The organism is Streptomyces sp. NPDC046465 (assembly GCF_040646035.1).
In the GTDB taxonomy this organism is placed as follows: Bacteria; Actinomycetota; Actinomycetes; order Streptomycetales; family Streptomycetaceae; genus Streptomyces.
Genome location: NZ_JBEYZK010000017.1, coordinates 161,528 through 179,280 on the forward strand (window position 1 = coordinate 161,528; position 17,753 = coordinate 179,280).

General features: G+C 71.2%; 13 protein-coding genes. 5 read left to right on the forward strand and 8 right to left on the reverse strand.

The window, feature by feature from the left end; genetic code table 11:
* Nucleotides 1-49 precede the first annotated feature (49 nt).
* The 6 genes from ABZ953_RS26360 to ABZ953_RS26385 form a co-directional block, all read right to left on the reverse strand.
* Nucleotides 50-841 (reverse strand): creatininase family protein, encoded by a 792-nt coding sequence (locus tag ABZ953_RS26360; RefSeq protein WP_361728124.1) that lies wholly within the window; start codon nucleotides 839-841, stop codon nucleotides 50-52.
* A gap of 10 nt (nucleotides 842-851) precedes the next feature.
* Entirely contained in the window at nucleotides 852-1,808 is a 957-nt protein-coding gene (locus ABZ953_RS26365) for a dihydroorotate dehydrogenase (RefSeq protein ID WP_361728127.1), read from the reverse strand.
* The gene (locus tag ABZ953_RS26370) at nucleotides 1,805-2,350 is read right to left on the reverse strand and encodes a nucleoside 2-deoxyribosyltransferase (protein WP_361728130.1); all 546 of its coding nucleotides are present in this window, start codon (nucleotides 2,348-2,350) and stop codon (nucleotides 1,805-1,807) included. Before ABZ953_RS26370 ends, ABZ953_RS26365 begins: the two co-directional genes overlap by 4 nt.
* The gene (locus ABZ953_RS26375; RefSeq protein WP_361728133.1) at nucleotides 2,347-3,792 is read right to left on the reverse strand and encodes an aldehyde dehydrogenase family protein; all 1,446 of its coding nucleotides are present in this window, start codon (nucleotides 3,790-3,792) and stop codon (nucleotides 2,347-2,349) included. Before ABZ953_RS26375 ends, ABZ953_RS26370 begins: the two co-directional genes overlap by 4 nt.
* Nucleotides 3,793-4,279: 487 nt before the next feature.
* Nucleotides 4,280-5,689, reverse strand: coding sequence for a condensation domain-containing protein (locus ABZ953_RS26380; protein WP_361728136.1), 1,410 nt, complete (start codon nucleotides 5,687-5,689; stop codon nucleotides 4,280-4,282).
* A gap of 283 nt (nucleotides 5,690-5,972) precedes the next feature.
* Nucleotides 5,973-6,647, reverse strand: coding sequence for a response regulator transcription factor (locus ABZ953_RS26385; RefSeq protein WP_361728139.1), 675 nt, complete (start codon nucleotides 6,645-6,647; stop codon nucleotides 5,973-5,975).
* A gap of 736 nt (nucleotides 6,648-7,383) precedes the next feature.
* On the opposite strand from ABZ953_RS26385, the gene ABZ953_RS26390 reads away from it, so the two are divergent.
* Genes ABZ953_RS26390 through ABZ953_RS26400 form a run of 3 tightly spaced genes read left to right on the forward strand, consistent with a single transcriptional unit; the run spans nucleotide 7,384 to nucleotide 12,705 of the window.
* Complete coding sequence (locus ABZ953_RS26390; RefSeq protein ID WP_361728142.1) at nucleotides 7,384-9,243, forward strand: ABC transporter ATP-binding protein; 1,860 nt, start codon at nucleotides 7,384-7,386, stop codon at nucleotides 9,241-9,243.
* On the forward strand, nucleotides 9,243-11,111 hold the full coding sequence (locus tag ABZ953_RS26395; protein WP_361728145.1) for an ABC transporter ATP-binding protein: 1,869 nt from the start codon (nucleotides 9,243-9,245) through the stop codon (nucleotides 11,109-11,111). Before ABZ953_RS26390 ends, ABZ953_RS26395 begins: the two co-directional genes overlap by 1 nt.
* Entirely contained in the window at nucleotides 11,095-12,705 is a 1,611-nt protein-coding gene (locus tag ABZ953_RS26400) for a class I adenylate-forming enzyme family protein (RefSeq protein WP_361728148.1), read from the forward strand. The genes ABZ953_RS26395 and ABZ953_RS26400 overlap by 17 nt, the downstream gene beginning before the upstream one ends.
* Nucleotides 12,706-12,710: 5 nt before the next feature.
* Here ABZ953_RS26400 and ABZ953_RS26405 read toward each other — a convergent pair whose 3' ends face one another.
* Nucleotides 12,711-13,988, reverse strand: a complete 1,278-nt coding sequence (locus tag ABZ953_RS26405; protein ID WP_361728151.1) for an MFS transporter — start codon at nucleotides 13,986-13,988, stop codon at nucleotides 12,711-12,713.
* A complete protein-coding gene (locus ABZ953_RS26410) occupies nucleotides 13,985-14,521 on the reverse strand; it encodes a MarR family winged helix-turn-helix transcriptional regulator (protein WP_361728154.1) in 537 nt (178 codons plus the stop codon). Before ABZ953_RS26410 ends, ABZ953_RS26405 begins: the two co-directional genes overlap by 4 nt.
* 197 nt (nucleotides 14,522-14,718) lie before the next feature.
* Here ABZ953_RS26410 and ABZ953_RS26415 point away from each other — a divergent pair, with 197 nt between their 5' ends.
* Both ABZ953_RS26415 and ABZ953_RS26420 read left to right on the forward strand, forming a co-directional pair.
* Complete coding sequence (locus ABZ953_RS26415; protein WP_361728157.1) at nucleotides 14,719-15,828, forward strand: hypothetical protein; 1,110 nt, start codon at nucleotides 14,719-14,721, stop codon at nucleotides 15,826-15,828.
* A 100-nt stretch (nucleotides 15,829-15,928) separates the two neighbouring features.
* The gene (locus ABZ953_RS26420; RefSeq protein WP_361728160.1) at nucleotides 15,929-17,527 is read left to right on the forward strand and encodes an APC family permease; all 1,599 of its coding nucleotides are present in this window, start codon (nucleotides 15,929-15,931) and stop codon (nucleotides 17,525-17,527) included.
* Nucleotides 17,528-17,753 lie beyond the last annotated feature (226 nt).

Below are 17,753 nucleotides of genomic sequence, written 5' to 3' on the forward strand. Positions count from 1 at the left end.
ACATAGCTCCCTGGAGGTGGCGGGGAAGGTGGAAACGCCAGTGGGTCGGTTACGGAGAGGTGTCCATGGGCGAGGTGTGCATGGGCGGCTTGCCGAGGAGTTCGGCGACACCGTCGACCAGGTGCCAGAACAGCCGCTCCCCCAGTTCCGCGGAGGCGCCGACGGCGGAGGACAGCACGCCCTGATCCGAGATCTCGTCGACGTCGACGGGGTGCCGGTACACCCCCGCGGGCGGCGGCTCGGCATGGCTCGGGCGCTCCGCCCGGACGACGTCGGGGCGGAGGTACATCATCAGGCTCGTCTCGGTCAGGCCCGCGTGCTCCGCGTGCCAGCCCGGGAACCGCGGGATGTGCGCGCCGAGCCAGTCCTGGGTGACCAGGCTCCACCAGCTGAACGCGACCACCTCGGTGTGCGCGAACAGGGCTCCCTCGGTGCAGCCGTCGATCGCCTCGAAGAGCAGGCCCTCGTTCTCGTAGTGCCCGTTGATCACGACGAGCCGGCCGGGTCCGAGGCGGGAGAAGCCCCTCAGACAGTCCGTGAGGTAGTCGATGAACGTGCTGCCGCCGATGTGCACGGTGCCCGGGAAGTGCAGTCCGCCACCGCTCTGCGGCAGCGACCTGGCCGAGACCGGCTGGCCGGGCAGCAGCAGACCGCCGACCTCCGCGGCCACCTGCCGGGCCAGCGCCTCCGGGATGTCCATGTCGACCGAGAGCGGGAGGTGGGGGCCGTGCTGTTCGAGGCCGCCCACCGGCCACACCAGGGTGGCGCCTGCCATGGCCCCGGGCACTTGCGGACTGGTCAGGTCGCCGTAGCGGGGTACGTTCGTGGTGCGTTGCCGCATCGCCTTCACCTCATGGCCTCTTGATGCTCCGTCCCACCAGGTCCGCGACCGTGCCGCCGTGCGAGGCCAGCCAGTCGTCGAAGTCCTGGCGGATGCCGCGCAGGGTGGCGTGCATGTTCCGGTGCAGAGCCGTGTAGACCTGAACGGCCTCGGCGCCCACGCTCAGGTACTCCGCCACGTCCGCGGCGTCCTTGACCCCGCCGCTCGCCATGACCGGCACGGTGAGTCCGTCGCGGCGCAGGCCGAAGATCTCGGCGAGCACGAGGGGTTTGATGCCGGGCCCCGAGTAGCCGAACGCTCCTCCCAGGCGCACTTCGCCGGTGTCGGCGTCGACGGCGAGGCCCGCGATCGTGTCGCTCAGGGTGATCGCGTCCGCGCCGGAGGCCATGGCGGCGTCGATGCGCTCGCGCACGCGCTCCCCGATCGCCAGCTTGACGCTGAACGGCACCGGGGTGCGGCGCCGGACCGCCCGGGTGTACGCGGCGACACGCTCCGGAGTGTCCTCAAGGCCGCCCTCGTCCTCGTTCAGGCACGAGATGCCGAGTTCGAGGGCGCCGCTGCCCGCGGCGGTCACGCGCTCCGCCAGGTCGGCGAGTGCGGCTGGGGAGTCCGCGTGCACGGAGGCGATCACCGGCAGGCCGTCGTCGGCGAACCGGCGCAGCATCGCGCACCAGTCGTCCACGGACCTGCGGGAGTACGTGGTGCTGTTGAGCATGCCGGTGGGCAGGCGGAGCAGCCGTTCGTCGCCCGAGGGGCCGGGGTCGGGATGGATGGTCTTGGTGACGACGGCCCCCGCCCCGTCCTCGAGGAGCCGGCGGATGTTGCGCTCCTGGTCGGTGAGGAGCCCGGAGCCCACGACGACGGGGGACTTCAGGCGCAGCCCGAGCACCTCGACGGGTGCGGGCGCGGACCTGACAGCGGCCCCGGACGTGGGCCCGGAATCGGGCCCGAATCCGGACCCGGTCACTTCGACATCACGACTTCCTGGCCCAGCTTCTCCAGCAGCCGGAGCAGTTGGGTGGGGTGCGCGGCCGCCTCGGCCAGGTCGAAGACGGTGACGTCGGCGACGGAGGGCAGCCCGCGCAGCAGATGGCTGGCGTTGGCCGCCAAGGGCAGCGGGGTGACGACGACGATGGGCTTGCCGAGCGCGGACGCCCAGCCGAGCTCGACATGGGTGCCGTCGGTGCGCATCAGCTCACCGGCCGCGTCCACGGGCAGCACCGGTACGAACACGTCGCAGCGGCGCATCCAGTCGAAGTCCCGCACACTGACCTGGTCGGGCGAGTACAGCGGTGTGTCCACGCCGAACTTCTCGACGACGTGGGCGGAGAACACCGTGCCGTGCACGGCCGAGACGGCACCGATGACGTCCCGGATCGCGTGCCGCAGCGGTTGATGGAATCCGTCGTCACGGATCGCGTGCTGAATGGGGCCACCGACGAAAACGCTGACGCCCGTCAGGTCGATGCCCTCCGTCCCGTCGACGCCGGCCACCGTGCTGTCCGTCATGACATCTCCCGATCTGCTTGGCGAAACGCGATGTGGTGCACCTTGAGCTGCGTGTACTCCTTCAGACCCCAGGGGCCGTACTCGACGCCGACCCCCGAGTGCCGGTGACCGCCGAACGGCACGTCGTGCCGCAGGTCTCCGTGGGTGTTGATCCACACGGTTCCGCACGCTGGCCGCCCGGCCAGGGCCCGTGCCCTGTCCTCGTCACCCCACAGGGAGCAACCAAGGCCGTACAGCGAGGTGTTGGTCCGTGCGATGACCTGTTCCGGGTCGTCGTCGTACGGGATCACGGGGATCACAGGACCGAACTGCTCCTCCTCTTCGAGGCGGCTGCCGGGCGGCAGGCCGGTGACGACGGTGGGCGGATAGAAGTGGCCTGCCCGGTCGAGGACCCGGCCTCCGGCCAGAACGCGGGCCCCGCCCGCCACGGCCTCGTCCACCATTCCCGCGACCCGCGCAAGCTGGGCGCGGCTGACGAGCGGCCCGTACTCGGTGGCCGGGTCGAGCCCGTCCCCCACGACCGCCGACCGCGCCATCTCCGCCATGGCGTCCGCGAGTTGGCGGCACCGGTCCCGGGGGACGTAGACGCGTTTGACCGCGGCGCAGAACTGTCCGCTGTTCGCCATGGCTTTGGCGAACAGGTCCCGTGCGACGGCCGCGACGTCCGTGCCGGGCAGTACGACGGCCGGGTCGTTCCCGCCAAGTTCCAGTACGACCCGCTTGAGGTCGGCCGCGGCCTGCCGGGCGATGGCACGCCCCGCGTCGACGGAGCCGGTGAACGAGACCAGCCGGACCGCGGGATGAACGGTGAGCCTGGCGCCCAGCTCGGCGCCGCCGTCCACGGCCGCGAACGTACCGGCGGGCAGGACCTCGCCCAGGATCCGGCCCATCATCAGACTCGACAACGGCGTGTCCGGGGAGGGCTTGTGGACCACGGTGTTGCCGGCCAGGAGGGCGGGTGCGATCTTGCAGACGGCCAGCAGGATCGGGTAGTTGGAGGGCGCGATCGCGGCGACCACGCCGTGCGGCACCCGCTCCAGGCCGACGCGGGCGGCGGGCTCGTCGACCAGCCGCTCCGGCGCGAGCTCCAGCTGTGCGGTGTGGGCGAACCAGTCGGCTGCCAGGCGGACTTCGGCACGGGCGTGCTTCAGCGGCTTGCCCTGCTCGCGGGTGAGCAGTCCGGCCAGCGGTTCCACGGCGGCCAGCAGCGCCCGGTGGCATGCGAGCAGCCGCTCGCGGCGGGCGTCCAGGGGTGTCGCCGCCCAGCCGGGGAAGGCTCGGGCCGCGTCGTCGAGCACCTCGTCGAGCTGTTCGGGCGTGCATCCCGGGGCGTGGGCGAACACCTCGCCGAGCGCGGGGTTCTCGACCGGCCTCGGTCCGTACCGGGCGGCTCCGGGGTCGTCGGGGGCCGTGACCGTCGCCCCGGTGGCGGGGGCGCTCACCGGGCCGACTCAACGTTGCAGGGGGCGAGTTGTTCAACAAATGCGGACATGTCTTCCCGTCACGAGGGGGTCGCGTAGGGGTGGTTGCCGACTGCTGAAAGGAGCGGGTGAGAGGGGTAGGCAGGGGCGGGGCGCCGGGAGCGCTCTCTGCTGTCCGGCATCCGGCTGCCGGCCGCTGCGTCTACCGTGGGCTGGGTGGCCCGGGAACCAGTCTCACCGGGGCCCCGGTGATCGAACACCCCCACTTTGGGCTAGAGCCGATCGGCTACACCACACGCCCGGCCGGATGCGCATGGCGGGTGCGGCGGCCCCGGGGGAACATCGAGCGTACGGACTCTTCTGCGGGTCTCCTGCGGGTCTCGTACGGGTCTCCTGTCGGACTCCTGTCGAGTTCTCCTGCGCATACGAAAAGGGAGGCACCCCCTCACGAAGAGGGTGATGCCTCCCCTACGCGGCTCCTCCTCCGTGGGGCCCCGCGGCCGCAGCCCTAAGCCACCGTGGCCCGCGACCCGACGCCCCCGGCCTCCTCGCTCGCCCCGGCGTACTCGACGAGCGCCTTCTCGACGTCGTACAGGAACCCATGGACCTCGGACGGCGTGAGCGCCCGGTGTTCGGCGTCGAGCACCAGACGGATCCAGCCCGGCTCCTCGTCGTCGACCACGAGGAAGAAGGTCTCGCCCTCCTCGAACTCCCCGGGTGCGACCACGGTGTCGGCCATCGCGGCTCGCAGACACGCCGCGTCGGGCACCGTGTCCCGGTCCTCGGCCGCGCCCGGCAGAACGTGCCCTTCCCGGACGTCGTTGAAGCAGTACGAGAGGTCGACGGGCCTGCCGGGACCGTGGGCGGAGGCGATCAGCTCCGCCACCTCGTCGGGGTCGTGGAGAGCGTTCGCGTACGCGGTGGTACACGCGGCGAAGGCGCGGCGGGCGACGTCCTCGACGCGGTCGCCCTCAAGGCCGATCGTCACGATCACCTCGGTGTGCAGATTGGCGACGGTGCCGCGCAGTTCCGGGTCCGACCGGTTGGCGCTGAGCAGGCGCAGGGCGCATGACGGGACCCCGGCGCGGCGGCCCAGGAGCCGCGCGACGACGGTGATCAGAACCGCGGAGGTGCTCACCCGCCAGCGCCGCGCCAGCAGCGGCACCGCGAGGCCCACCGCCCGGGAGTCCATGACGGCGCTGTAGCGGACCGGCACCGCCGTGTCACCGGCTCCCCCGCGCGGCGGAAACAAGGTGGCGGGCGCGCTCGCGCGCGCGCGTTCCCAGTAGCCGCGCGCCCTCGCCAGCAGGGCCCGGCCGCGCGGCGAGTGCTCGAACCACGCCTGTTCGACGGGCTGTCGTGACGGTACGGCGGGTGGCAGCGGGCTGCCGGTCACGCGGGCGTCGAGCAGCCGGGGCACCTCGTCGGCCAGCAGGCGCAGGGACGTCAGGTCCGCCACGAGGTGGGACACGCAGAACCCGGCGAGCACGGGGGCGCCGTCGACGGCGGTGACCAGGAACCGGATCAGCGGGGCCCGCGCGGGCTCGAAGGGGGTGTGCCGCATCCGGCCCCGCCAGGCCCGCAGCACACTGTCGGGGTCCTCGTCGCGAGTGAGGCTCCACACCTCGGCCTCGAACTCACCCGAGTCCACGACCTGTTGCAGCAGAGGACCGTCCGGGCCCCGATGGAAGCCGGTACGGAGCGACTCATGGCGCCCGAGCAGTTCGGCAAGCACGTCGAGCAGATCCTGTACGGCGCCGTGGCCCGGCAGGGCCGTCCAATAACACACGTCGTAGAAGGCGGCGTCCGGTAACTGGCCCTGCATCAGGTTCCAGATGTGGCGCTGTGCACAGGTGGCCGGGGCCGTGACGGCCCGCCGGCCTTCGAAGGGGATGCGGTGCCGGACGAATTCCGCCACGGCTCGCTCCTTTCCAGCACTAGGAGGCATGGGCAGAGGAGGTGGGGGTGTGCGGTGCGCTGTCCGGCCGGACCGGATTCACCGTAGTGCGGGCTCCGCGGAACCGTCACCCGCGCTTTGGGGGCTGCCCGTTCGGTCACACCGAACGGGCGCCCGGAGGACGCTTCCCACACAGCTCGGGCACGGCGAACATCGGCACATGCGGGTCCTCACACGCGCCACGCCGCGCCGGGCGGCGCACGGATGGCGCGGCCCGCGGAGGAGGTCGGACGAGAGGCGCCGGTCAGTCGGGGATGAGGCCGTTCTGCATGGCGGTGACCACCGCGGCCGTCCGGTTGGGCGCGCCGAGCTTGAGCAGCAGGCTGGCGACGATGCGTTTGACGCCATGGCTGGAGATGCCGAGGCGCCGGGCTATCTGTTTGTTGCTCAATCCCTGGGCGAGCAGCGGCAGTACGTCGTTCTCGCGACCGGTCAGGGATACGTCGCGGTGCCAGCGCTGCTGTTCCGGTTCACGGACCCGGTGCAGCAGCGCGCGGGTGACGGAGGTGGGCATGGGCACTTCCCCGGCCACCATTCGCTGCAGCGCGTCCTCGACCGCGAGAGCCGTCAACTCGCTCTCCACCAGAAATCCATCGGGAACCGAGGGCCCCGCGAGAATTTCCTCGGACACGGCGGTGCCACTGAGGAGCAGCAGCACCTTCGGACGCCGGTAGTGAACGTCGGCGAGTACGCCCCGATCGGGGCTGTAGTCCTTCTCGTGCAGGAACAGGACGTCCACCTTGTCGGCGCCTAAGACGTCCTCCACCTCGCTCCAGTCACCGCAGTGTCTGGCCTCTCTCACCAAGGGTGTGGTCGACAGGACGGCCCGCAGCCCTAGCTGCAGGAATCCGTTGCGTACCAGGGTGGTCACCACGAGCTGCTCTCCTTGGAACGGGGGGTGGCACAGCGTCTGGTTCACTCGTACTCCTCTTCACTGTCGCCACGCGCCTGGGCGTGTCCGGCGCGGAGAGATGACGCCGTTCCGCGCCGTCTGCCGGCAGGCTGTGGCCAACGGCCACGACGTACATGCAATAGCGGCTCACTTGAACGCCCGTTAAAGCACTGGACGCTCGTCACAGTACCCAGACGATTCGAGCGAGATCAACCATTCAACTTGGCAACGCCCGTTCGGGCAGGCGGCTCAAAGTCCTGGGATTTAATTTTCAACAAACAGCTATTTGTGCGACCACAGGCGGACTTTCGTTTTCGGGTGAAAACAAGTAGCTTCCATGCCACGGCACGCCATCGGCTTGTTTGCGTGCCAGGAATCCACGATGCCGCAGCCCTCGCCTCCGACCCTTTCAAGACCAATCTGAGCAGGGAAGATCCTCTTCCTTCCCGGCTCGCCCGCGGCCTCCTCGGTCACCCCGCCCCACCGCGCACCCGGTGATCCGCGGCGGCCGTACCCCGGCCCGCGCGTGATTCCTTTGCCCGATCCGCGCGCCTGCGGCCTGCCCGCGAACGCATCTGTCGGCAACCGCCTCCAGCGGTACTGCGCGGCCTGCCCGGCTGAATTCACGCCGGGCCGAAAAGCCCTGTGCGCCGCACACCCAGAAATTCGATGAATTGTGGCCGAAAACCATGCGTCGATTGTCTTTTCCGGACCTCTCCGGGTCGGCGGACGCGACGGCCCCCGACACGGAGAAGGAGAGCCGATGACCGCCGAGACCATCCCGGAGAGGGAGGATCCGGCCGGCCCGACGGCCCCGCCCCGGCCCGAGCCCGGCGTAGCCGAACCGGACAGCGTGCCCCGCTGGCTGCTCGCGCAGATGCGCCCCTTCAGGCCGTACATCGCCCTGTTCCTGCTGGGCAGCCTGGCCTGGCAGTCGCTGAACGCGGCGATCCCCCTGGTGACCGGACTGGCCTTCGACGCCGTCCTCGACCAGGACAGCGGGACGCCGGACTTCGGTGCCTTCCACGCCACCGTGGCCGGACTGCTCGCGCTCGTGGTCGTCCGGGCACTCGGCGGCATCATGTCCACGTACTGCCTGGAGTCCTTCGCCAGCGGACTCGAACGCAACGCGCGCTCCCAGGTATTCTCCAGTCTGCTCCGCAAGGGCCAGGGCTACTTCAACCGGCGGCGGGTCGGTGACCTCTCCGCCCGGGCCACCGGCGACGCGGAGTCGCTGAACCTGATGGTGTCGCCCGGCTTCGACCTGGCCGTCGACCTCGCGCTGAACATCCTGATGCCGATCGTCTTCATCGCCCTGGTGGACTGGCGGCTGCTGCTCTCCCCCGTCGCCTTCGTCCTGCTGTTCGTGGTGGTCCTCGCCGAACACGGACGGCGTCTGGAACCCGTGTCGGACGTGGCACGCGAGCGCTTCGGCGACATGACGGCGCAGGCGTCGGAGAGCGTCGCCGGAATCGAAGTGGTGGGCTCGACCGGCGGAGCCGACCAGGAACGCGACCGGTTCGCCGCGCTGGCCGGGGAGTACCGGGACGCCTCCGTACGCCAGATCCGCACCCAGGCGCTGGCCCTCGCCCCGCTGCTGCTGACCCTCGCCACCGTCGGGGCCCTGGTGCACGCCGTGATCCTGCTGCGCGCGGGCTCCCTGAGCATCGGCGAACTCGTCGCCGTCCTGGGACTGATGGGAACCCTGCGAGCCCCCACCCAGCTGGCGTCCTTCAGCCTCGGACTCATCTACCTCGGCATGTCGGGGGCCCAGCGCATCAAGGAGGTCCTCGACGACCCCGAGGGCGAGGACGAGCGCGGCGGCCGCCACACCGCGCCCCTCAGCGGCGACGTCGCCATGGAGGGCGTCACGTTCGGCTACGACCCCGACCATCCGGTGCTGCACGACGTGTCGTTCCGAGTCGCCGCGGGCACCACCGTGGCCATCGTCGGCGCCACGGGCAGCGGCAAGTCCACGCTGCTGCATCTGCTGAACCGCACCTACGCGCCGGACGACGGGCGCGTCCTGATCGACGACGTCGCCACCACCGACTGGGACACCGGGTCGCTGCGCTCCCGCATCTCGGTCGTCGAGCAGGACGTGGTGCTCTTCTCCCGCACCATCGCGGAGAACCTCAGCCTCGGCTCGGACCACGGCACCGACCGCGCCCACCTGGAGGCAGCGGCCCGTATCGCCCAGGCACACGACTTCATCACGGCGACCGAGCACGGTTACGACACCGTCATCGGCGAACGCGGCGCCACCCTCTCCGGCGGACAGCGCCAACGCCTCGCCATCGCCCGCGCGTTGGTCGCCGACCCCCGCATCCTCGCGGTGGACGACGCGACCAGCGCCGTCGACAGCGCCACCGAGTACGAGGTCCAGCGCGCGATGCGGCAGGCCTCGGACGGGCGCACCACGTTCCTCGTCACCCCCAGGCTGTCCCGCATCCGGGCGGCCGACCACATCATCGTCCTGGACGCCGGCCGGATCGCCGACCAGGGCAGCCACGAACAGCTCCTGCGGGGCTGTCCCCTCTACCGACGGATCTTCGCGCCCTACCTGAGCAAGCCGGCACCCGCAGGACCGGACGCCGCGGGCGCCGAGGAGGAGAGCCACTGATGGCCCATCTGCTGGAGGGCATCGAGCCGGACGAGTACGACCGCCGGTACGGCGACCGCGAACTCGCCCGCCGTATCGCCCCGTTCTTCCGCGGCAGGGGCAAGGCGGTCGCCTTCGTGGTCGTCGCCGTGATCATCGCCGCGACGGCGGGCAGCGCCGTACCCCTGCTGCTGGCCAGGACCGTGGACTCGGCCCTTGAGGACGACGGCGACGGTCGGCTGACGCTCCTTGTCACGGCCATCCTCGTCGCGGGCATCGCCGCCTGGCTGCTCACCCTCCTCCAGGAGCGCGTGAGCGGAACGCTGGCAGGTGATGTGGTGCTCGCGCTGCGGGAGCGGGCGTTCGCCGCGGTCATGCGCCAGGACATGGCCTTCCACGACGCCCACGCGACCGGCGTGGTGGTCAGCCGCGTCACCAACGACACCCAGGCGTTCGCGACGCTGATCAGCCTGATGCTCAGCCTGCTCGGTCAAGTCCTGATGATCGGGCTGCTTTTGGCCGCCCTCTTCGTGATCAATGTGCCGCTGGCCCTGGTGACGGCCCTGGTGGCCGCGGTCATCGTCGCCGTCAGCCTGGCCTTCCGGCGCGCCGCGCGCAGCGCCTCGCTACGCCAGCAGCAGGCGCTGGCCGAGGTCAACGGCTACGTCCAGGAGACGCTGCGGGGCATCACCGTGGCCCGCAACCACAGCCACCAGGAGTCCGCGCAAGCCGGTCTCCACGCGGTCAACGACCAGTGGTTCCGGGCCAGTGTGCGGTTGAACCGCCTGTTCAGCGGCATCTTCCCGCTGCTGATCTCCCTGACGGGCCTGGGCACGGTCGCCGTGGTCCTCGTCGGCGGTCACGGCGTCGACGCGGGCTCCGTGTCGGCGGGCGAGTGGGTGCTGTTCCTGGAGGCCCTGGCCCTGTTCTGGTCGCCCCTCACCAGCATCGCCTCCTTCTGGAGCCAGCTCCAGCAGGGCCTGGCCGCGGGAGAGCGGGTCTTCGCGCTCGTCGACCGCGAGTCGGCGGTGCGCCAGCGCGACCGGATCCCGGTGCCACGCCTGCGCGGCGACATCGCGCTGCGCGACGTCCACTTCGGCTACGACGCCGGGCACCCCGTCCTCAGCGGCGTGAGCCTCACCGTCCCGGCGGGCCGCACCGTGGCGCTCGTGGGGCACACCGGGGCGGGCAAGTCCAGCGTGGTGCGGCTGATCATGCGTGCGTACGAGTTCCAGAAGGGGAGCATCGAAGTCGACGGCCTCGACGTACGCACCCTGGACCTCGATCAGTACCGGCGCTGCCTCGGCGTGGTGACGCAGACGCCGTTCCTCTTCTCGGGGACGGTGGCGGACAACATCGCCCGCGGCCGGCCAGGGGCCGGGCGGGACGAGATCGAGGCCGCCGCGCGCGCGGTGGCGGGCGGCGACTGGCTCCACCAGCTCCCGCAGGGCCTGGACACACCCACCGACGACGGCGGGCGCAATCTGTCCACGGGCCAGCGGCAGATCGTCTCCCTCGCCCGCGTCTTCCTCCAGGACGCCCCCGTGCTCATCCTCGACGAAGCGACCGCCAGCATCGACCCCCTGACGGAGGCTCAGATCCAGGAGGGCCTTGAGGCGCTCGCCGCCAACCGTACGACCATCGTCGTCGCCCACCGCCTGCCCACCGTCCGTAAAGCGGACACGATCGTCGTCGTCGACGGCGGCCGGATCATCGAGCAGGGCGACCACACGACCCTGCTGGCCCGGGGCGGGGCCTACCGCCACCTCTACGACCGCTACTTCCGCCACCAGCAGCCCTACGACGACCCCGCCGACGACCCGGGCGCCCGGTCGACCGCCCCCGTGCCGGACGGAGAGGAAAGCGTGATCGATGGCCACCGCGTCTGACACCCGAGCGAACCAGGCCCCCGCCACTCTCGGGGAGCTGCTCGACAGCGCCGCCGGAGCCCGGCCCCATGCCGTCGCCGTCCGCTGCGAGGACCGTGTCCTCACCTACGGTGAGCTGCGCGAGGAGGTACGCGCCACCGCGCGCCGCTTCCGCTCTCTCGGCCTCACCGGGCCCGGCACGACGGGGCTGCTCATGGAGAACACCCCGGACTTCGTCGTCGCCCTCCTCGCCGCCGCGCGCCTCGGGATGCGCGTGACGCTCCTGGAGCCCAGCACCACCCGGCCCCAACTGGCGGCGCTGGCGGGCACGTTGGGGCCTCTGGCCATCGTGGGCAACGAGGCGAGGCTCGTCGCGCTGAACGGCTCCAAGGACGGATCCAAGGGCGGCTCCCAGGACGGCTCCCAGGACGGCTCCCAGGACGAGGCCCCGCTCAACTGCACCCTCGTCCCCGTGCGGGCCCCGGGCCATACCCCTCCCCCGGACCCCACCGACGACGAGCCGCCGACCCCCGCCACGCCCGACACCCCCTTCCTCTACCAATTCACCTCCGGCTCGACGGGAGAGCCGAAGGCCGCCGTCCACACGCAGCGCAACCTCGCCAACGGCGGCGACATCTACGCGCGCGCCTACGGCATCACCGAGGACGACCGCATCCTGGCCGCCGTCCCGCTGCTGCACTCCTTCGGCCTGGTCGCCGGGCTGATCACCGCCCTGCGGGCCGGGGCGCAACTGGTTCTCCTCGGCCGCTTCGCCCCCGCCCGACTCCTGCGGACCCTGGACCGGCACGACTGCACGGTGCTGGTCGCCGCCCCCATGGCCTACGACCTGACGACGCGGGCGGCAGGCGCCGGATCGGCACCGCCGCGCCCACCGCGCGCCCTGCGGTTGTGCCTCTCCTCCGGGGCCGCCCTGCCCCCGGCCGTGGCACAGCGCGCCAGGGAACGGCTCGGCCTCGACATCCAACAGGTGTACGGCTGTACGGAGGCCGGAGTCATCGCCGCACGTCGCCCCGCCGACACCACCGACGACACCGACACCACCGACGACACCGGCGCGGACCGCGGTGTGGGGCGCCCCATGCCCGGCGTACGGGTCCGTGTCGTCGACGAGCGGGGGTACGAGGTGCCACAGGGCGACGAGGGGTCGCTCCATGTACGGACCCCCGCGATGTTCACGCACTACCTCGACCACCCCGACGCCACCCGGCGCGCCCTCCGCGACGGCTGGTACAACACCGGCGACGTGGCCCGCCTCGACCCCGAGGGCCATCTGCACCTCGTCGGGCGCAAGGACTCCTTCATCAACGTGGGCGGCAAGAAGGTGAATCCCCTGGAGGTGGAGCAGGTCCTGCTGGCCCACCCGTCGGTCGTCGAGGCGGCGGTGTGGGCCGACGAGGCGCCCGGCGGCACCGGCGAGCGCGTGCGGGCCACCGTCGTCGCCCGGCCCCCGCTGCCCGCGACGGAGCTGACGTCCCACTGCCGCGCCCGGCTCCTGCCCCACCAGGTCCCCGCCGCGGTCGACTTCGTCGCCGCGTTGCCGAAGAGCTCCATGGGAAAGGTCAGCCGCGCGGCGCTGCCGGACACCGTGGCGTGAGCGCTTCAGGAGGCCTGTCCGGTCAGGGCCACCCGCTGCGCGGCGGCGTGCGGCGTGCGGTAGGCGCGAAGGGGGGCGTTGGCGGCAGACACGGCGGCGATCGCCACGATGGCGGAGAGCCCGCCGAGGACGAGGGAGAAGGAGGCGGAGGTGGCCGTCGCCACCAGGCCACCGCGGAAGTTGCCGAGCTCGGGGCCCGCGACACCGATGACGTGTTCCACCGAGGAGACCCGCCCCCGGTACGCGTCCGGGGTCTCCATCTGCACGAGGGCACTGCGGGTGACGACGGACACGGTGTCGGCCGCGCCCGCCACGGCCAGACAGCCGAGCGCCGGCCACAGCGGCCCCGCAAGTCCGAAACCGGCGAGCGCCAGCCCCCAGACCCCGGCCGCGGACAGTTGCACCAGACCGCTGCGGCGCCGGCGCGTCACCGTTCCGGAGAGCAGACCGGCCGCGATCCCCCCGACCGCGACGGCCGAGAGGAACAGACCGAGAGTCTGCGGATCACCCCCGAAGCGCACCTCGTTGACCAACGGGAAGAGCGCGACGGGCATGGCGAGCAGCGTTGCAGACAGGTCGGTGGCCATCGAGCCCCACAGCGTCGGGCGGCGCAGGACGATCCGCCAACCGCCACGCTCCGGCCGACGCCTGCCGCCTGCCGCCGCTGCCCCTTCGGGCCGCATGGCAGGCAGGCGGATCACCGCGAGCATGGAGACCGCCACGGTCACGGCCTGGATGGCGTACGCGGCAGGGAAGCCCCATCGGGCGATGACCAGCCCGGCCACCGCGGGACCGGTCAGCATCGCCGCCTGGAAGGAGACGTTGGTCAGCGCGAGACCGGCCGCGACCTGCTCCCCCGGCAACAGCCGGACCGGGAAGGTGCGCCGGGCGGGAGCTCCCAGAGCGCCGCAGCTCACCCCTGCGGCGACGAGGGCGAGCAGCAGCGGCACGTTCCGGTTGCCCGCCAGGGCCTGGGCACACAGCGCCGCGGCGGCAAGGAGTTGTCCCGCGGTGGTGGCCCGCACCACCGCACGGCGGTCCACGGCATCGGCCAACGTCCCGCCGATCAGCCCGAACAGGATCATCGGCAGTCCGGTGGCGAGCCCGATGGCGCCGGTGCCCACCGGGCTGCCGGTCAGGTCCCAGACCTGGGCCAGAACCGCCACGTTGGCCATCTGTCCGCCGAGTTGGGCGACAGAGGTGCCGATCCACAGGTCGCGGAACGGCCGGTTGCCGCGCAGCGGACGGGTATCGAGGAACCGCCCACGGCCCCGCCCCCTCATCGCGGTGGTTCGACGATGTTCCGGAGGATCCGCTGCCGCATCGACCGGCGCTCCAGCGCCCGCCGCACCTCCTCGACGACGGCGGTCATGGCATACGGAACCTCACTGTCCAGCTCGGCGACCGTCGCGTGGGTGGCACGCCACTCCGCCTCCAGGAACGGCACCAGCGACCGCCCGCGCTCCGTCAGATCGATCCGCCGGGTACGGGCGTCGGGCCCCGGCTCGGAGGTCACCAGCCCCTCCTCGCGCATGGCGGCGACGGTCTGACTGATCGCGGAATGCGAACGGTCCAGGGACTTCGCGAGCTCCCGGATGGTCAGTGGCCCGGTGTGCGCGAGCCGGATCAACGGATAGGCGAACCGGGGCCGCACCCCCTCGATGCCGCGCTCCACGTAGACCTGCTCGATCTCGGCGTCCATGGCCGCCAGGAGCTCGTGCAAGGAGTGCCAGGGGTCGGGGTGCGCGGTGGGATCGTCGGTGAGGTTGGTGGGATGGGTGGGATGGGTGGGATTGGTAAGGCCTGGAGATGTCACAGCGTTAATATAACAGCGCTAATATAACAGCGCTGCAATAACGTCGTTCACACTGAACAGCCGTCCGAAATTGCGCCCCTCAATACGTCATGTGACGCATTGACCCCACACCACGATCACGGTTGCATGCTTGTGGCCCTCCGGTGGGGAACCGGAGGAGAGACCGTGTCCTGCCTGGGGGGAAAATGAGGAAGAACGTGAACCGGAGCACCACCAGACGTCTGCGGCCCGCGCTGAGCGCGGCGGTCGTGGTCTGCGCGGTCACGGCGGTGCTGCCCACCGCCGCCTCGGCCGAGCCCACGGCCGCGGCGGACGTTGCGGGCGCCCGCCAGTCCGGCGTCGAGAGGATCAGCGTCGCGCCCGATGGCGCACAGGCCGACGACAACTCCACCGGCGCCTCCATCACACCCGACGGCCTCCACATCACCTTCGCGTCGTCGGCGAAGAACCTCACGCCCGACGCCCCGGCAGCGGGCGACAAGGTGTTCGTCCGCGACCAGCAAGCGAGCCAGACCAAGCGGATGGGGCACCTGACCCCGCTCCAGCCCCCGGTGATCAGCGGCGACGGGAAGTACGTCGCCTACCCGGTGCAGTGGTTCAACGACTCGCGGATTCGCCAGTACCAGGTGAGCACGGGATACACGGCCTCCCTCAACTGCTCGGCCTACAGCTGCAACCAGCCATCCCTGAACGCGGACGGCCGCTACACCGCCTACGCCATCCGCAATCTGAGGCAGCCGACGTCCGGCCATCGCGTCGAGTTCCAGGACTGGAACACCGGCGCCACGCAGACCGTCGCCACCCTCGACAACGCCCAGCCGTCCCGGCCGTCCATCAGCGGCGACGGAAGCCGTGTCGCGTACCAGGACAGCAAGGCCGGCGACGTCTTCGTATGGGACCGGAACGGCGGCACCACCTCAGGGCCGATCGAGGGCCCGGCCACGGCCGCGACACTCGTCCAGCTCAGCGACGACGGCAGCAAGGCCGTCTACCTCTCGGGCTCCGACACCTACGTCTACGACGTGAGCTCGGGCACCGCCCAACTGCTGTCGAACGTACGGGGCGTGGCCATCGACCCCACCGGCCGCCACCTGCTCTACGCCCCGCTCGACACGACCGGCCCCTCACTCACCCTGCGCGACCTGCAGACGGGCACCGACACGACGGTCTCGGCCCAGCCCGCATCGGCCGGCACGGACGCGGTCAGCACCGATGGGCGGTCCGTCGTCTTCCACTCCACGGCCGACGACATCGTCCCCGGCGACACCAACGGCAAGTCGGACATCTTCGTACGCCACTTCGACTGACCGCCCCGACGGCGCGGGACGGACCGCGCTTCGACACACGCGCCGCGCCACGTGACACGCTGACCCCCGTGGGTCCGTGATCGTCGAGGAGGTTTGCCACGTGGCGCAGCAACAGCCGGCGGAGATTGCCGGTGCCCCGGATGTCCGCGCCGAGGAGAGCCGGCTGCGCAAGGACCTCGGATTCTGGGGTCTGACCGCGATCGGATTCTCCAACATCCTCGGCTCGGGCTGGCTGTTCGCCGCCATGTACGCCGCCCAGACGGCAGGGCCCGCCGCGCTGCTCTCCTGGGTCGCGGCCGGCCTGCTCTGCGCGCTCGTGGCCCTGGTCATGGTCGAACTCGGCGCCACCAGGCCGGAGGGCGGCGGCACGGTCCGCTGGCCGCTGTACGCGAACGGCCGCCTTGTCGGCACGGTCGTCGGCTGGTCCGTCATGCTCTCCGTGGGCGGCACCGCGGCCGAGATCAGCGCGATCATGCAGTACGCCGCCCACTACGTACCCGGGCTCTACGACGGCGGCAGCCTCACCGCGTCGGGTCTGGGCGTCGCCACCGCACTGAGCGTGCTGCTCACCGCGCTGAACTGGTTCGCGGTGCGGATGTTCGCCCGCATGAACAACCTCGTGTCGGTGTTCAAGGTCGTAGTCCCGGTGCTCACAGTCGCCGCCCTGTTCCTTTCCGGCACCCACTCGGGCCGCCTCACGGACCACGGCGGATTCGCACCGTACGGTTATGCGGCCTGCCTCACCGCACTCGCCGGCGGCGGCATCGTGTACTCCGTCAACGGGTTCCAGGCCCCGCTGGACTTCTCCGGAGAAGCCCGCAATCCACGCCGCAACGTACCCGCCGCCGTCCTCACCGGCATCGGCCTCGCGGTGCTCGTCTACCTCGGACTCCAACTCGCCTTCCTCTACACGGTGCCCGACTCACTGCTCGCGCACGGCTGGCAAGGGGTCAACTTCGAGTCGCCGTTCGGTCAGCTGGCCCTCGTCCTCAACCTGCACTGGCTCGCCACACTGCTCTACGCCGACGCGGTGGTCTCCCCGGGCGGCTCCGCCTACGTGGGCGTCGCGATCGACGCCCGCCACACCTACGCCCTCTCGAAGAACGGCCTGCTGCCCCGCTTCTTCATGCGCATCGACCCCCGCTCCGGCATCGCGCGCCGTGCCCTGGTCCTCAACCTCGCGGTCATCATCGTGTTCATGCTGCCGTTCGGCGGCTGGCAGGACATCGTGAGCGTGATGGGAGACATGTACCTGATCATGTACGCCGCCTCGGCGGTGGCCGTGGCGTCCTTCCGGGCGCACGACAGGGAGCGTGGGGTACCCCTGGCGGACGGCCACATGCCGGGGGTGCGCTGGATCGCACCGCTCAGTTTCGCCGTGGCGACCGAGTTCATCTACTGGTCGGGCTGGGACGACCTGCGGCTCGCCCTGCCTCTCGTCCTTGCCGGTGTCCCGCTGTTCCTGCTGCAACGGCGCAGGACGGCAGGCAGCCGCCCGGCGGAGGAACTGCGGCGGGGCGCCTGGCTCGTATTCCACCTGGCGTCGCTCGCCCTGTTGTCCTGGCTCGGCACTTTCGGCGGCTCCGGGCATCTGCCGGCGCCGTACGACTCGCTCGTGGTGGGCGTCATCGCCTTCGCCGTCTTCGCATGGGCGGTACGTTCGGGCGCCGCCCACCTCCGCACGAACCCTGCGCACTGAGGGGGGACGGGACTCCCTCCCACCTCGCCAAGCGTCTCTGGACGGTCTCGACCGACCTGCTCCACGCTTGACCTCTCGACGCGCTCTCGGATGGACCGGCACTTTGGTGGAACGCCGCCGCCTGGGTGTCCGTTCCGCCCGGATGGGTACGCGGTTGTGTACTTTCCGGACACCGGAGGCCGCGGAACAGCGGCGGCTCCTCCGGCCCGGCGAACGAGAGGATCAC

Bases quoted from the DNA above. Each gene is read 5' to 3' on its own strand.
- ABZ953_RS26360 (WP_361728124.1), bottom strand. From the start codon at position 841: ATGCGGCAACGCACCACGAACGTACCCCGCTACGGCGACCTGACCAGT.
- ABZ953_RS26370 (WP_361728130.1), bottom strand. From the start codon at position 2,350: ATGACGGACAGCACGGTGGCCGGCGTCGACGGGACGGAGGGCATCGAC.
- ABZ953_RS26390 (WP_361728142.1), top strand. From the start codon at position 7,384: ATGACCGCCGAGACCATCCCGGAGAGGGAGGATCCGGCCGGCCCGACG.
- ABZ953_RS26395 (WP_361728145.1), top strand. From the start codon at position 9,243: ATGGCCCATCTGCTGGAGGGCATCGAGCCGGACGAGTACGACCGCCGG.
- ABZ953_RS26400 (WP_361728148.1), top strand. From the start codon at position 11,095: ATGGCCACCGCGTCTGACACCCGAGCGAACCAGGCCCCCGCCACTCTC.
- ABZ953_RS26405 (WP_361728151.1), bottom strand. From the start codon at position 13,988: ATGAGGGGGCGGGGCCGTGGGCGGTTCCTCGATACCCGTCCGCTGCGC.